11 protein-coding genes are annotated in these 13,239 nt (G+C 62.1%); 6 read left to right on the forward strand and 5 right to left on the reverse strand.

The window, feature by feature from the left end; all coding sequences use genetic code 11:
- Positions 1-302 precede the first annotated feature (302 nt).
- From AC1ME3_RS17025 to AC1ME3_RS17035, 3 genes are read left to right on the forward strand one after another with little or no spacing between them, the layout of a single operon-like run.
- Positions 303-1,655 (forward strand): alpha/beta hydrolase, encoded by a 1,353-nt coding sequence (locus tag AC1ME3_RS17025; protein WP_480954126.1) that lies wholly within the window; start codon positions 303-305, stop codon positions 1,653-1,655.
- Positions 1,652-3,190, forward strand: coding sequence for a GMC family oxidoreductase (locus tag AC1ME3_RS17030; RefSeq protein ID WP_480954127.1), 1,539 nt, complete (start codon positions 1,652-1,654; stop codon positions 3,188-3,190). Before AC1ME3_RS17025 ends, AC1ME3_RS17030 begins: the two co-directional genes overlap by 4 nt.
- A 10-nt stretch (positions 3,191-3,200) precedes the next feature.
- Positions 3,201-4,004, forward strand: coding sequence for an SDR family NAD(P)-dependent oxidoreductase (locus AC1ME3_RS17035; RefSeq protein WP_480954128.1), 804 nt, complete (start codon positions 3,201-3,203; stop codon positions 4,002-4,004).
- 57 nt (positions 4,005-4,061) lie between these two features.
- Here the strand turns inward: AC1ME3_RS17035 and AC1ME3_RS17040 are convergent, their stop codons facing one another.
- Positions 4,062-4,286 carry a DUF2171 domain-containing protein gene (locus AC1ME3_RS17040; RefSeq protein ID WP_107964604.1) on the reverse strand — a complete coding sequence of 75 codons (225 nt, stop codon included), beginning with the start codon at positions 4,284-4,286 and terminating at the stop codon, positions 4,062-4,064.
- A gap of 515 nt (positions 4,287-4,801) precedes the next feature.
- Between AC1ME3_RS17040 and AC1ME3_RS17045 the strand changes: the two genes are divergently transcribed.
- Positions 4,802-5,242, forward strand: coding sequence for a hypothetical protein (locus tag AC1ME3_RS17045; protein ID WP_480954129.1), 441 nt, complete (start codon positions 4,802-4,804; stop codon positions 5,240-5,242).
- Between the two features lie 196 nt (positions 5,243-5,438).
- Here the strand turns inward: AC1ME3_RS17045 and AC1ME3_RS17050 are convergent, their stop codons facing one another.
- Genes AC1ME3_RS17050 through AC1ME3_RS17060 form a run of 3 tightly spaced genes read right to left on the reverse strand, consistent with a single transcriptional unit; the run spans position 5,439 to position 9,188 of the window.
- Entirely contained in the window at positions 5,439-6,332 is an 894-nt protein-coding gene (locus AC1ME3_RS17050) for an SDR family oxidoreductase (protein WP_480954130.1), read from the reverse strand.
- A gap of 28 nt (positions 6,333-6,360) precedes the next feature.
- Positions 6,361-8,181, reverse strand: coding sequence for a glycoside hydrolase family 15 protein (locus tag AC1ME3_RS17055; protein WP_480955862.1), 1,821 nt, complete (start codon positions 8,179-8,181; stop codon positions 6,361-6,363).
- Positions 8,182-8,186: 5 nt separating this feature from the next.
- Positions 8,187-9,188, reverse strand: a complete 1,002-nt coding sequence (locus AC1ME3_RS17060; RefSeq protein WP_480954131.1) for an SDR family oxidoreductase — start codon at positions 9,186-9,188, stop codon at positions 8,187-8,189.
- 489 nt (positions 9,189-9,677) lie between these two features.
- Between AC1ME3_RS17060 and AC1ME3_RS17065 the strand changes: the two genes are divergently transcribed.
- Both AC1ME3_RS17065 and AC1ME3_RS17070 read left to right on the forward strand, forming a co-directional pair.
- Positions 9,678-11,081, forward strand: coding sequence for a hypothetical protein (locus tag AC1ME3_RS17065; RefSeq protein ID WP_480954132.1), 1,404 nt, complete (start codon positions 9,678-9,680; stop codon positions 11,079-11,081).
- Positions 11,082-11,201: 120 nt separating this feature from the next.
- The gene (locus tag AC1ME3_RS17070; protein ID WP_156359682.1) at positions 11,202-11,570 is read left to right on the forward strand and encodes a hypothetical protein; all 369 of its coding nucleotides are present in this window, start codon (positions 11,202-11,204) and stop codon (positions 11,568-11,570) included.
- Positions 11,571-11,645: 75 nt separating this feature from the next.
- On the opposite strand, the gene AC1ME3_RS17075 is transcribed toward AC1ME3_RS17070, so the two are convergent.
- On the reverse strand, positions 11,646-13,013 hold the full coding sequence (locus AC1ME3_RS17075) for a S41 family peptidase (protein ID WP_480954133.1): 1,368 nt from the start codon (positions 13,011-13,013) through the stop codon (positions 11,646-11,648).
- Positions 13,014-13,239: the final 226 nt, after the last annotated feature.

Genomic DNA, 13,239 nt, shown 5'->3' on the forward strand with positions numbered 1-13,239 from the left:
GATGAGCTGCAGACGGCTTCTACGGGAGGCTTAGGTACGGGATTAGCGGCGACGCTGCGTCGGACTGTGAATGCTAATCCGGGTTCCTCCTTATACAGAACCTGGATTGTAGCGATCGGTGCGGCGGTCAGGACCAGCAGGAAAAGGCCCATCAGCCATATGTTGGGTTCTAGCAGTCGGTTTGACGCCGAGAAGCTATCATGGTCGCCGCCTTATCGTGAGATAAACCAACGAAATACGCATTACACCGGAACGGACTGACCGTTGCAACGTCGGGCATGCAGTTGATTTAGCGAGGATGCATGACCGGACCGACGTTGGTATTTCTTCATGCCCTCGGCGCCAGCGCGAGAGAGTGGAAGCAAGTTCTCGATCACCTGCCAAACCGAGCGTGCGTAGCGCTAGACCTGCCCGGATTCGGCGCCGCGGCGGAGGCGGGGCATTGCGATGTCGAAGTGATGGCGGACTGGCTGGCGGACGAGATCCGCTCCCGCGCGCTGACCTCCTGCGTGCTTGTCGGTCACAGCATGGGCGGCAAGATCGTCACGCTCGTCGCGGCCCGCGCCGCAGCCGGCGAAATCGGCCTGTCGGGAGTACTTGGGGTCGTGCTGGTCGCGGCATCGCCCCCGTCGCCCGAACCGATGGATGAAAAGCGCCGTAACGAGATGATTGACTGGTTCGCCAACGGACAGATCGCAGGCGTTGATGCTGCGATCTTCGTCGACGCCAATACCGCCACAACACTGGCCAAACCGCTGCGCGACACCGCGATCGACGACGTGCGACGGTCAAGCCGGGAGGCGTGGCTCGGCTGGCTGGAACGTGGCAGTCGCGAGGATTGGAGCGCCGAGGCTGGACGCATCGCAATCCCGGCGCTGATCCTCGCCGGTGCCGAGGACGGCGATCTCGGCGAAGATGCTCAGCGCCGGCTCAACCTGCCACATTACATCACCGCGGATATGCAGGTCGTGCGCGGCGCGGCGCACCTCATCCCGTACGAACAGCCGCAGGCGCTCGCCGCTCTGATCGACGGTCACACGACGAACGTCGCGTTAGCCGCCCTCCCTGCGCATTTCGCGACCCTGCTCGCCTCCGATCGCGTCAGCCACAGGGCGCGCGCCACGCTGCTGGATCGAATGCGCACGCCGGCGTCCAGCTCGGTCTGGACGACGGAGGAGCAGGCGACCGTCGCCGCGCTGGTTGCGCAAATCTTGCCCGATTGCGACGGCGAGGCCGTCCTGGCGGATCGTATGCTCGCTGGCATCGCCGACGGCGCGGGCGACGGCTGGCGCTTCGCGACATTGCCACCCGATCGCGAGGCATGGCGGCGCGGACTCGCGACATTGACGAAGGCGGCGGGTGGTTTCGCCGCACTCCATCCTGATGCGCAAACCCGGTTGCTCGAACGCGTCAACGGCGGCGAGGTCGGCAGCACCGGCGACATCACACAGCTCTCGCCTGAGCAGATGGTCTTGTGGTTCGAGGACGTGCGTGCCGAGACAGTGCGCGTCTGGATGTCACTGCCAGCCACGATGGCGGCAATCGGCTATGACGGCTTTGCTGTGGGTGGCGATGGCCGCCGCAAACAGGGCTATATCCGCACCGGCGCTGACGATCCGGAAGCATGGCAGCAGGCGCGGGAGCGCCTGTCGTGAGGGCGAAACACTACGCCCAAACCGACGTCGTCGATGCCGTGGTGATCGGGACGGGCGCCGGCGGCGCGCCGCTCACCGCACGGCTCGCACAGGCTGGTTTGTCAGTCGTGGCGCTGGAGGCGGGCCGCGCTTTCCGGCCCGACGATCACGTCGCCGACGAAGTTGCGGCCGACATATACTGGATGGAGGAACGGCTGAGCGGCGGAGCGACGCCGACCGCGTTCGGCTCAAACAATTCGGGCATGGGCGTCGGCGGATCGACACTGCACTGGGGCGCCTTCTGCCCCCGCCCCGATCCGCGCGACCTGCAACTCAAGACGCTGACCGGCGAGGGTGCGGACTGGCCGATCGATCACGCCGAACTGATCCGCTACATCGGCGAGGTCGAGCATTTCACAGGCGTATCCGGCCCGGCCGACTATCCGTGGGACGCCGCGCGCCGCTACGCCTATCCGCCGGTCGCCCGCAACGCTGCGGCCGATGCGATGGCACGGGGCTGTGCGGCAGTTGGCATCACCGCCACCGACGCGCCGGCAGCACTGGTCTCGCGCGATCGCGATCAGCCGCATTGGGGACAGCGGCAGGCCTGCATCAATTGCGGTACCTGTCACCAAGGCTGTCGCACCGCCGCCAAGACCAGCATGGATACCACCTATCTGCCCCTTGCAGTCGCGCACGGTGCCGAGATTCGCGCGGAGGCGCGCGTGGTGTCGTTCGAGTTCGACGGCAGCGGCCGGATTAGCGCGGTCATCTATCGACAGGGTGACGAGGATCATCGCCAGCGCTGCGCGGCCGTCTTCCTGTGCGCCGGCGGGGTGGAGACGCCGCGGCTGCTCCTCAACCTTGGCATCGCCAATGCGAGCGGCCAGATCGGACGCAACTTCATGGCGCATGTCGCGACGCAGGTCTGGGGTCGATTTAATGCCGACATGCGAATGAACCGCGGCTATCCTTCGTCACTCATCAGCGAAGACATGATGCGGCCCGGCGATGCGGACTGCGCAGGTGGCTATCTGATTCAGAGTCTTGGCGTACTGCCCGTCACCCTCGCCACCGGGCTGGCGCGCGGCGCTGGCATGTGGGGCGAGCGGCTCCAGAGCGTCCTGCGGGGCTACAATCGGATGGCGGGGATCGGGATCAACGGCGAATGCCTGCCGCATCCCGATAATCGCCTGACGCTTGCTGACGAGGTCGACGCCTTCGGCCACCGCAAGGCGCGCATCGACTTCAGCTATCGGGCCAACGAACGCGCGATCGACCGCCACGCCCGGCGCACGCTCACCGAGATCTGGGGCGCGGCGGGGGCCAGGGACATCTTTGCCGTCGACCGCTCCGCCCATACGATCGGTACGTGCCGGATGGGAACAGACGGCGACGCCGCGGTGGTCGATCCCAACGGCCGCAGTTTCGACGTTCCCAATCTGCTGATCTGCGACAATTCCATCTTTCCCAGCGCGCTGGCGGCGAACCCCGCGCTGACGATCATGGCGCTGTCTCTGCGTACCGCCGACCGTTTTCTCACATCCCACCGTTGAGGAGTTCATCATGGATCTAGGCATCAGGAATCGTATCGCGCTGATCAGCGGCGCGGACTCGGGCATGGGCAAGGAGACGGCACGGCTGCTGCTCGAGGCGGGGGTGCGCGTCGCCATCACCGATCAACCCGGCGGCACGCTGGACGAGGCGATTGCGGAACTGTCCCCGCTCGGCGAAGTCATCGCGGTTACCGGCGACGTGACCAACCCCGATGACGTAAGATCGATCTGGGCGGAGGTGCGTGAGCGGCTCGGCAATCCGGACATCTACGTCAATGCAGCGGGAGTGACGGGGGCGACCGGCGACTTCCTCGATGTCGATGATACGGGGTGGCAACAGACGCTCGACATCAACCTGATGGGTGCGGTGCGGATGTGTCGCGAGGCGATCCCCGCGATGCGCGAGAGCGGCTGGGGGCGGATCGTCCTATTTGCGTCTGAGGATGCAGTGCAGCCCTATGTCGACGAACTGGCCTATTGCGCATCGAAGGCGGGCATCCTTACGCTCGCGAAGGGGCTGTCCAAGGCCTATGGCTGCGACAATGTGCTGGTGAACACCGTCTCGCCAGCCTTCATCGCGACGCCGATGACCGACAAGATGATGCGCAAGCGCGCCGAGGAACGCGGCGAGAGCTTCGACGCGGCGATTGAGAGCTTTCTCAAAGAGGAACGGCCGGGCATGGTCCTCAAGCGCCGCGGCCGCGCCGAGGAAGTGGCGGCGGCAGTCGTCTTCCTGTGTTCGGAGCGAGCCAGCTTCATCAACGGCGCCGGCATCCGCGTCGACTCCGGCTCGGTCTTCACCATCGCCGGATAAGCAAAACGCCGCGGCACCGATGGTGTCGCGGCGTTTTGCCGGTCTGCGATCGGGTCGTCAGGACAGGACCGTCTTCGCCTCGGCCTTCGTAACCTTCAGGTAGATACGATTGTCCTCAATCCGGTCGATCTGGTCGACTGCGATGTAATGATGCTGATGGTCTGCGGCATCCGTCTTGGTCAGCTTAATCTGCTCGCCCTCTACCTTGTCCACGGTGCCGACATGTTCACCGTCCGAACCGGCAATCTCCATGTGTTCCTTGATGCGCAGCTTCTCGAACATTTAGATTTCCCTCTTGGTAATGCGAGGTCCCAACGCACGGTGATGTATCCGGATGCAATGAAAAGCTGATTTTCTTCATTGCGCGGGTCGATCAATTGTCGGTCACGTAGCCGAAGTCGGCTATTGGAACCCACGGCATCAGGCGACGTACCGGTTTAAGATCGTCCAGTTGTGAAGATCAACATCGCGACACCATTATCCTTGAGCGGGGCAACGGGCCGCATAAAATCCAATCACGCCCCATTCGGTATGATCAGCTGGTCGGTCAACTGCATCACTAAGCACACCGCCTCGTTGCGCATCGTCCGCCACGTTCGCTCGCCTGGCGTGTCAGCGCCATGCGCATGAGTCGCCCCGTTCGGCCCGTGAACGACGTCAAGCGTTCACTTGTTGCGCAATAGCCTCAAAGCTCATCCACCCAACGGCCGACGCCTAGCCCCTAAGGACTGCTTCTGACAAATGGCCGTTCATTCAGCTTCTGACTTGAGCGAAATGCGATTTTAGCCGATGCCAGAATGATGACTTTTGTCAGCATCACCCGGCTACGCATCCGCTCGCTTCGATTTATGCCGCAATTTCTCGTTCATACGATGTGGACCGGGAGGCAGATAAAGCGGGCGGATGGATTTATCGATGGCTTTCTACTTGCTGATCGTAAACGCACATTCTGGACCGCCAGCCTCTGGCGTGATCAAGCCGCCATGCGGGCATACATCACCAGCGGGGCGCACTTTAAGGCCATGCCCAAGCTGCTCGTCTGGTGCGACGAAGCCAGTATTGTTCATTGGACACAGGCTCATGCTATCGCGCCCGATTGGATGGAGGCGGACCGTCGGATGAGAACGGAAGGAAGGCCATCTAAGGTCCTCAACCCCAGCCCGAACCACCACGATCTTGCCTACGATGCGCCACGAACATCTGGGGCCGTTCCGATTAACCCAGCTAAAGTCGCGTGATCCAGATGCGTTTATTCCAAGCTCCCTGCCCGCTTCCCCTCTTCAGACATGCGTTCATAATGATCTTCGATGAAGCAATGAGTTGGCGCAACGATCGGGACGCTGCAGATGACTTAAGCGAGCCCTCCTCTTTGAGGTAAAAGATGCCATATCATATATGCCCCGATCAGTATGGACTGACCGGGGCTCTGTACTGTCAGGCGACGCCAGCACCACCAGTGACGCCGTACACCTCGCCGCTGATATAGCTGCCCTCCTGGCTCGCCAGCAGCACATAGACAGGGGCGATTTCGACAGGCTGACCCGGACGGCCATACTGGCTTTCCGAACCGAACTTCATCACCGCCTCGGGCGGCTGACCGCCGGATGCCTGGAGCGGCGTCCAGAAGGGGCCAGGTGCCACGACGTTGGCGCGGATGCCCTTCTCCAGTAGCTGCTTGGCGAGCGCCTTGGTGTAGGCGACGATCCCAGCCTTGGTCGTGGCGTAGTCGAGCAAGATCGCGGACGGCTCATAGGCCTGCACCGAGGCGGTGGTGATGACGGAGCCGCCTGCCGGCAGGTGCGGCACAGCCGCCTGCGCGATCCAGTGCATAGCATAGAGGTTGGTCTTCATGGTCTTGTCGAAATCCTCCGACGTGACCTTCGAGACGTCCTCACGGTTCTGCTGCCGTCCGGCGTTGATGACGAGGATGTCGAGCCCGCCAAGCTTCTCGACAGCTTGCGCGACGAGTGTCTTGCACCACTCCTCGTCGGTGATGTCACCGGCAAGGTCGACGGCGGTGCGCCCCTCTGCCTCGACCAGCTGGATGACCTCGGCCGCGTCGTTCTTCTCGGACTCGAGATACGACAGGGCAACGTCGGCGCCCTCACGTGCGAACGCGATAGCGGCCGCGCGACCGATGCCGCTGTCGGCGCCTGTGATCAGCGCCTTACGCCCGGCAAGCTTGCCTGAGCCCCTGTAGCTCGTTTCGCCATGGTCGGGCACGGGATCCATCTTCGACGCTTCGCCGGGGACGGGCTGCGGCTGTCGCGGGAAAGGCGGCTGCGGGTACTGCGAGCGAGGATCCTGCATAGTCAGACGGTCGGTCATGCTTATCTCCGTTGCGATGGGATCAGAGTCAGTTGCAGGCCGCTGCCTCGTCGAGGACGGACAGCGCCATGATGTGCGCTAAATGGCTGAGACCTTGAGGAAGGTTGCCTAGAAACGCGCCACTCGCCGGATCGATCATCTCGGCGAGGATGCCGTGTCCGTGAGACAATGCTTCGTTCAACCTATCGAACCGCTGGCGCGCTTCAGGCCGTTGACCAAGTTCCGCCCGGGCCTCCACCATCCAGAAGGAACAGGCGAGGAAGCACCCTTCTTCCTTGTCCATGCCGGTATAGCGGTAGTGAAAAGCACCGCTACCGAGCTCACGATCGATCGCATCCATCGTCGCCAGCAGGCGATCATGACCATCAAAGCCGAAGCGGACGGCGAGCGCCAATGAGGCATCGAGTTTGTCGGTGCCCGGGTACATGACGAAAGCCTGCATCTTCTCTGACCAGCACTCAGCCTCGATCCAGTCCTTGATCCGGTCACGCTCGCGTGACCAGCGTTCCCGGCAGGTGGTCGGCAGCTGACCTTGGTCCGCGAGTTCCACGGCGCGGGCCAGAGCCTGCCAGCAGCTGACCTTGGACATCGTGTAGTGCTGCGCCTCTTCCAGCTCCCACATACCTGCATCGGGCATACGCCAACGGTCAGCACATTCGTCGGCGAGGTGTGAAAGCAACTCCGCGCTCGCGGGGTCCAGGATGTTGCCGCAGCCGACGAAGCAGGCGGCCGTCTCGAAGATGTCACCGTAGACGCCGTGCTGACTTTGGTCGGTAGCCTGATTGCCGGTACGGACCGGGGTCGAACCGCGATACCCTGGCATTGCCCATTCGGACACGCCGGGCACGACCTTGCCGTCGAGGGTATAGACCACGCGCGTGCCCACGCTGCGAAGCTGGTCGAGCAGCCAGCTGAACGCAGCCTTCGCCTCGGCTTCAAGGCCTGCCGTCAGGAACGCCTTGATCGTGTAGCCGGCATCCCTGATCCAGGCGTAGCGATAGTCATAATTCTTTGCTCCGCCGATACCTTCCGGGATCGACGTTGTTGCTGCGGCCGCGATGGCGCCAGACGGCGAGTAGAGTAGCAGCTTCAGCGCCAGTGCACTGCGTAGGAATGCCTCGCGGTCTTCACCGAAGTAGGAGACATGCTCGCACCAGTCTCGCCATTCCCGGTCCGATATGTCGATGCGTGCATCAATCTGTTCAATCGTTGGGGCCACCAGCGGCTCGTCACGACCAGCCACGACTGCGACGGTCTGACGCTCGCCGGCAGCCACCGTCACTTCGCCCGTGATGCCTTCGTCGGCCCAGTCACAATGTACCGTGTCGCTGTGAACGAATAGACCAAGGACGCGCTCGACATGGAAAACTGTGTGGCCCCCAATCTTCGAGTGGTACGGACTGACCGTATCGCCTCGCCGACCAGGCTTCATCGTCAGCCTAAAGCGAACAGTGCCATCCAGCCCATCGACCCGCCGCGCCAGCTCGGCCCATGGCAGACGCCCCGCCGTGCCACTGTTGAGAGACTCGGTCAGTTTTGCTCGCCCACTCGGCGTCGTAAAGATCGTCTCGAGTACATTACTGCCCGGGCGATACTGGCGCTCAACCGTGAAGGGGTGATCGGGCTGTAGCGTAAAGCACCCACCATTCCCGCCATCGAGTAATCGGTCGAACAGTGGAGGCGAGTCCATGTTGGGTACGCACCACCAGTCGATCGATCCATCGGCACCGGACAATGCGACGGATCGGCCATCCCCAAGCGCGCCATATTGCTCAAGCGGCAGATAGCCGTCCTTGCGAACGCCGAGTTCGATACGTCCATGATGCTGCGGCAGCAGCCGCTCCAGCATCCCGGTCAACGAAGCAGACGCGGCAGCGCGCGTGACGCACCGACACCCATCAAAGCACCCGCACCCAGCAGACCACCTACCACGCCTAGCTTTAGCATATCGCGCTGACGGCTCGTAAAGAACTCGCGGCGGCTTCCTTTTACCCGGTCCTTGCCGTCGCCGTCGATCTGCGCCGGTCCTGGAACCGCCTCGTCGAGATTGCCAATGCGATCGGGCATCGGATCGCCCTGCTGCTTGTCGAGCATTCCGGCTGCCTCACGATCGGAGAAGCCTGGTGCTACCGACTGTCCGAGCGCCATCATCAGTGTCGAACGCCCAACCCAGAACTCACGTTGAGGATCGCGCGCTGCGGTCCAAATCGCTTCGGCACAGAGGCGCGGGTCGAAAAGTGGATCGGGAATGATTTGCTCACGTCCCGTGTGGGTGCGTGCCCAGCTCGTCTGCGGCGTGTTGACGCCGGGCAGATACACGACGCTGAGCGTGATCTTTGATTTGTCCGAGATCAGCTCCGAGCGCAGCGAGTCCGTAAACCCGCCCACCGCAGCCTTCGCGCCACAATACGCGGCCTGCAAGGGAGCGGCCCGGATCGCGAGGCCGGACGACACCTGGATGATTGCCCCCTGATCCCGCGTACGCATGTGACGCAGCGCGGCAAGCGTTCCGTAGACCTGCGACAGATAGGTTGTGGCGGTGACGCGGGCATATTCATCCGGCGTGATGTCGTGCGCGCGAGCAACCACCGTCGACATGGCGTTGTTGATCCAGGCGTCGATCGCGCCAAATTCAGCGACCACCTTATCGGCGGCCTCGTCGACGGCCTTCGGATCGGCAATGTCTGCCGGGATCGCCAGGACTCGACCACCATGCTGTTCGAGCATCGCCCGAGCCTCATCAAGACGTGTCGGGTCCCTTGCGATGATTGCAACCTGCCATCCGCTACGTGCAAAGCGATCCGCAGTCGCGAGGCCGATGCCGGCGCTCGCTCCCGTTACTACGACGGTCTTCATAAGGTTGGTCTCGTTCCTAACAAAAAGCTTGCTCGACCGCTAAACGCCCAAGTGGCGAACTGGTCGCCGCCTACTGCTTTGCTCTTCAGTTAAATGCGCGGGCGCTGCGGCCTTCGATGGTGAGACCCAACAAGGCCGCGCGACCGGCAAGTCATTAAGCTGATGTAGCCAGCGACCAGTTTTGGATTGAAACTCAATCGGAGTTCGAACGGTTGCCGCGACCCAGTTCCGGTCATTCGCCGCCTGTTCTCCGCTCCACTTTCGGCCATTCATTCATGTTTGCAGCGAGGGAGTTGCTGAGCTCGGCCTGCCGGCTGCCCCCCGGCTGCCTCAAATCGATCAAGAGACCGGAAGCGGAATCCCTTCTCGAAATCACCAAGGGCAAAGACTTTTGAAAAACGGGATGCTGTATGCAGTCATTTCAGGCGGGCAACGTTCAGCGGCCATAAAGCTGTCGCCCTCTCCTATCGAGGAGAGGGGGACGAATACATGTTGCTCATAATGGCGATCGCCGCACAGATTGCGGGGTCGAAGCCCAAATTGCTTGAACCAGCTTCAGCCAGCGTCACACACAGAAATGGCGCTTGGCAGGTGGACTATACGCTTCGCAGCGACAGGCGGGGCTGGATCTTCCCTGTGTCCGCGCCAAAGCAGGCCGATCATCGAGCCTGGCGCTCGGAAGTTTGGCGGGTAGTGACGCCCGGCGTGCGGATCGAGCGTCACGGGGCTTATGACGTACTAGTCGCCGATCATGGTAGTACGGTTCCCCGAAAAGTCCGGATAACCTTTACACCGACCAACGCGACGCTGGAACGAGAATACGATCCAGCTATCTCCTTCAGCAACGGCGCGACAGCGCTCTATTCCGACCAGTTCGACCTCGTTCCGATCGATCATCCGGCAACCGTGGACGCGAAAGAGGCAGGACTGTCGGTTCAGGATTTGGGTGGCCGCGCATTGCCGGTGCGCTTCCATGACGATGCCGGTCCGGTGTTCGTGCAGGGCAAACGGCAAAGTGACCCGATCCTGACCGGGGCGGCCACCTACGTCGTGTTCGGATCTGGGGAGGTACAGACGATTGGAGGCGTCGCCATGCTCGCCGATCCTGCCTTGCCGGCCTGGTTAAAGACCGACGTATCGCAGTTCGCGCCGCGCGTGGCATCGACCTATGTGGCGCGCCTCGGCGCACGGTCTGATCCTCGGCTACCGTTGCTCATCATGGGCTGGCGCGGCGCGACTCCCGGAAAGCTCATCAACGACGGTGGCGTGCGCCCCGGCGAAATCGTCCTCAATTTCGAGGGCGAGGGCCTGCTGGAGCGGAACGAGCGCGCGGAGCGCCGGACCAGGTGGTTCATCGCGCATGAAATGGCGCACTTCTGGCTGGGGTCGGAGGGCGTGGCCTACAGCGCGCCATCCGACGCATGGATCACCGAGGGCGGCGCCGAGATGATGGCCTACACGTTGCTGGAGCTCGCCGACCATGAGTATGTGATCGGCGAGCTCCAGCGGGCGGTGGACGATTGCGTGAAGCTCGGCACGAAGCCGATCGCACAAGCTGCCGATCGCCATGAAAGCCGTGCTTTCTACGCCTGCGGGACGGTATTCGCATTGGCGGCATCCGGCGTCGCGCGACGCCACGGCGGTTCCAATTTCTTCGACTTTATCAATCCGCTGCTTACCCGCCATCAAGCCGATCGACGCTTGGGCGGGACAGAGTGGCTCGATTATTTCGATGGTTTGAACGATGACAAACACGCAGGCGATGTCATGCGTGCGATGATCCAGCGTGCGTCGAGCCAACCGCTTAAAGACGTGGAGACAATCCTGAAATCGGGCAACGTCCCGCTGACCGTCACTGGTAATACCCTTATGCTTTCGTCAGCGGCAATCTGACGACAAAGACACGCTCCGGGCCTCACTAATATAGCGACATGTCCGGAGCCGCCGCTACGTCGGCGCGGGCTTTTTCAATGAGCTGAACGACTTGAATAGACCACTGAAGGGGTAAGTCTTATGATGGTGTTCGCGCTTCTACTTTCGCAGGCTCAGGCGGTACCTCAAGCACCGCCCGAGACGGATATTGTCGTGATCGGCAAGCGACTGGCGGCTTGGCGGGGAAAGGTTGCGACCACCATCGGCGTCACGACGTGCAAGACGACGATATCGACTGGGGACAAAGACGTCGACGACGTGGGATGCACGGCCCTCAAACGATGCTGGTCCGAGTACCGGCCTCAGCTTGCATCCGCCCGGAAACGACATGACAAAGGGGAGATCACAGACGTTCGTGGTCTTGAGGCGGCTTTTGGACAGTGCTTTAAATCGAGCCGCGACGAGTTGGTTGACCAGCTTGTCGCACGTCGACGCGTTCCGTCATCCTGAACTTGCATCCCCGATGACGAACGACCAGGCCGTCGTCACCGGCATGGCGGAAGGGGCCACCGTGAAAGCGGCAGCTCAACCATGAGACGACAGGATTTGCGCTACCTGCCGGATCATGGTGTGATGATCGGGCTCGAACGGGGGTAGGGATCGTGCGGGTTCGACGCCGATCCCTTCCGCCGAATGCCCATAGGGATCGCGATACTTCTCGGCGGGCAGCGTGAGCGTCCAGCCGTTTGGCAGCGGCTTGCTGAGTTGATCGGACAAAGCTCCTCTTGTCCGGCTGCCGATATGCACCACGTTCGGCAGCGCCCGCATCGCGAGGGTAAACGTCTCACCGGCGCTGACCGTCACGTCGCTGGTCAGTAAAGCGATTCTACCAAGATAGCGGACGCGCTCGGACGGCATGACTTCGAACTGCTGGTAGGGACCGTTCGCACCTATGGCCCTCTTCGAGAAAGCCAGATGGCGCCCGTCGGCGAAACGACCGGCGATACGGAGGCTGATCGCATCGTACCCACCACGATTGTTAGAGACATCCACGATAACGCCGGGAAGCCCCTGAAAGGCAGCAAGCGCCTCGTCCAGCGCGGCGTCCAGCACCTTTGTGCTATTTGGAAGAGCGTCCTTGTCGAACGCTCCCATGGCGACGATGTTGATATAGCCGACCCGCCCGATCGTCCCCCACAGGATGCGGCGGTTAGCGACCTGATGTCCACCGCCATCGAGAAGGGCGGTGATCCCGTCGTGATAGGACTTGGACCAGGCCCGCTCCCGCGCGGCGGGATCGGAACCCAATGCAGAGTCTGCTCGAGCGTTCTTGATGGTTCGGGCTTCGCCACCCTCGAAATCGTGATCAACGCCGTCGATCTTGGCCTCAAGACCGACATGGGCATCGTCGAGGCTCGCCAGCGCCCGGGTGGTACGTTCGAAGAAGGGCAATCCGGGGGGTGAAGCGTCGCTGGTCGCAAGAGCAGCAGTCAATGCATTTAGCGTCCGTCCGCGCCGGCCGAATCCGGGATAGAGGTCAGAGAACGTCGCCGCGATGACCTCTGCTATGTCGTGAGCCGTCCAATCGCGTTTCGTGGTGCAGCGGCGCGGCAGCGCATCTATGCGCTCGAAGGAGTAATGGGTCTGATCGGGCGATGCGGCGAATGCAAGATGGGTCCGTCCTGTGACGGACACCAGCCGATAGGCATCGTCGTCGAGGTCGTCGCTGGTCCCGCGATAGCAGAACGCGCCGGCCTCATGGTAGAGTGTACGGGTCCCGCCTCGCACGACGAGGATATGCCCATAGCCGCGCGATCGCCAAACGCCATCGATAACCTTACCGGCCGTCGCTACCGGCACCCACGGCTGCGCCGGAGCAAGGGAGAAGCCCGCTACAGATAACCCCATGCCTCCGACATATTGAATAAACTTGACGACTAATGTCCCCACCATTGCTTAATCTAAAACGCCATAGGCTAGCAGGCTTCTGCACGTCGATACGATGCGATCACCGATTGAGGTGACGCAGGACAATAAGCAAGACGACGCGACTTACGCTGGCGTCGAGGGGCATTGTCGGACATCGCCACTCACGAAAGTTCGTGCTTTCAGGTAGCATCCATCGGCGGAAAGGACGCCTGCTCGACCCAGAATCGGCCATACACGCGCTCCTTCTCTG

The organism is Sphingomonas sp. BL2 (assembly GCF_056680015.1).

Bases quoted from the DNA above. Each gene is read 5' to 3' on its own strand.
- AC1ME3_RS17060 (WP_480954131.1), bottom strand. From the start codon at position 9,188: ATGAAGACCGTCGTAGTAACGGGAGCGAGCGCCGGCATCGGCCTCGCG.
- AC1ME3_RS17050 (WP_480954130.1), bottom strand. From the start codon at position 6,332: ATGACCGACCGTCTGACTATGCAGGATCCTCGCTCGCAGTACCCGCAG.
- AC1ME3_RS17055 (WP_480955862.1), bottom strand. From the start codon at position 8,181: ATGCTGGAGCGGCTGCTGCCGCAGCATCATGGACGTATCGAACTCGGC.
- AC1ME3_RS17025 (WP_480954126.1), top strand. From the start codon at position 303: ATGACCGGACCGACGTTGGTATTTCTTCATGCCCTCGGCGCCAGCGCG.
- AC1ME3_RS17040 (WP_107964604.1), bottom strand. From the start codon at position 4,286: ATGTTCGAGAAGCTGCGCATCAAGGAACACATGGAGATTGCCGGTTCG.
- AC1ME3_RS17070 (WP_156359682.1), top strand. From the start codon at position 11,202: ATGATGGTGTTCGCGCTTCTACTTTCGCAGGCTCAGGCGGTACCTCAA.
- AC1ME3_RS17035 (WP_480954128.1), top strand. From the start codon at position 3,201: ATGGATCTAGGCATCAGGAATCGTATCGCGCTGATCAGCGGCGCGGAC.
- AC1ME3_RS17045 (WP_480954129.1), top strand. From the start codon at position 4,802: ATGATGACTTTTGTCAGCATCACCCGGCTACGCATCCGCTCGCTTCGA.
- AC1ME3_RS17065 (WP_480954132.1), top strand. From the start codon at position 9,678: ATGTTGCTCATAATGGCGATCGCCGCACAGATTGCGGGGTCGAAGCCC.
- AC1ME3_RS17075 (WP_480954133.1), bottom strand. From the start codon at position 13,013: ATGGTGGGGACATTAGTCGTCAAGTTTATTCAATATGTCGGAGGCATG.